The sequence below is a fragment of the Vibrio sp. 11-4(1) genome (assembly GCF_013048625.1).
Classification (GTDB): domain Bacteria; phylum Pseudomonadota; class Gammaproteobacteria; order Enterobacterales; family Vibrionaceae; genus Vibrio; species Vibrio diabolicus.
The window spans coordinates 1-1,147 of record NZ_VHSY01000046.1; the positions used below are offsets into that span (position 1 = coordinate 1).

General features: G+C 53.2%; 1 rRNA gene. It reads right to left on the reverse strand.

Features of this window, described 5'->3' with window-relative positions:
* Window positions 1-38: 38 nt before the first annotated feature.
* Window positions 39-1,147, reverse strand: a 16S ribosomal RNA gene (locus FKN16_RS24245); the annotation flags it as partial.

Sequence of the window (1,147 nt, forward strand, 5' to 3'; positions counted from 1 at the left end):
ATCAATCTGTGTGAACACTCATCGCAATAATCATCGTATAAGGAGGTGATCCAGCGCCAGGTTCCCCTAGCGCTACCTTGTTACGACTTCACCCCAGTCATGAACCACAAAGTGGTAAGCGTCCCCCCGAAGGTTAAACTACCTACTTCTTTTGCAGCCCACTCCCATGGTGTGACGGGCGGTGTGTACAAGGCCCGGGAACGTATTCACCGTGGCATTCTGATCCACGATTACTAGCGATTCCGACTTCATGGAGTCGAGTTGCAGACTCCAATCCGGACTACGACGCACTTTTTGGGATTCGCTCACTCTCGCAAGTTGGCCGCCCTCTGTATGCGCCATTGTAGCACGTGTGTAGCCCTACTCGTAAGGGCCATGATGACTTGACGTCGTCCCCACCTTCCTCCGGTTTATCACCGGCAGTCTCCCTGGAGTTCCCGACATTACTCGCTGGCAAACAAGGATAAGGGTTGCGCTCGTTGCGGGACTTAACCCAACATTTCACAACACGAGCTGACGACAGCCATGCAGCACCTGTCTCAGAGTTCCCGAAGGCACCAATCCATCTCTGGAAAGTTCTCTGGATGTCAAGAGTAGGTAAGGTTCTTCGCGTTGCATCGAATTAAACCACATGCTCCACCGCTTGTGCGGGCCCCCGTCAATTCATTTGAGTTTTAATCTTGCGACCGTACTCCCCAGGCGGTCTACTTAACGCGTTAGCTCCGAAAGCCACGGCTCAAGGCCACAACCTCCAAGTAGACATCGTTTACGGCGTGGACTACCAGGGTATCTAATCCTGTTTGCTCCCCACGCTTTCGCATCTGAGTGTCAGTATCTGTCCAGGGGGCCGCCTTCGCCACCGGTATTCCTTCAGATCTCTACGCATTTCACCGCTACACCTGAAATTCTACCCCCCTCTACAGTACTCTAGTCTGCCAGTTTCAAATGCTATTCCGAGGTTGAGCCCCGGGCTTTCACATCTGACTTAACAAACCACCTGCATGCGCTTTACGCCCAGTAATTCCGATTAACGCTCGCACCCTCCGTATTACCGCGGCTGCTGGCACGGAGTTAGCCGGTGCTTCTTCTGTCGCTAACGTCAAACAACGCCGCTATTAACGACGCCGCCTTCCTCACGACTGAAAGT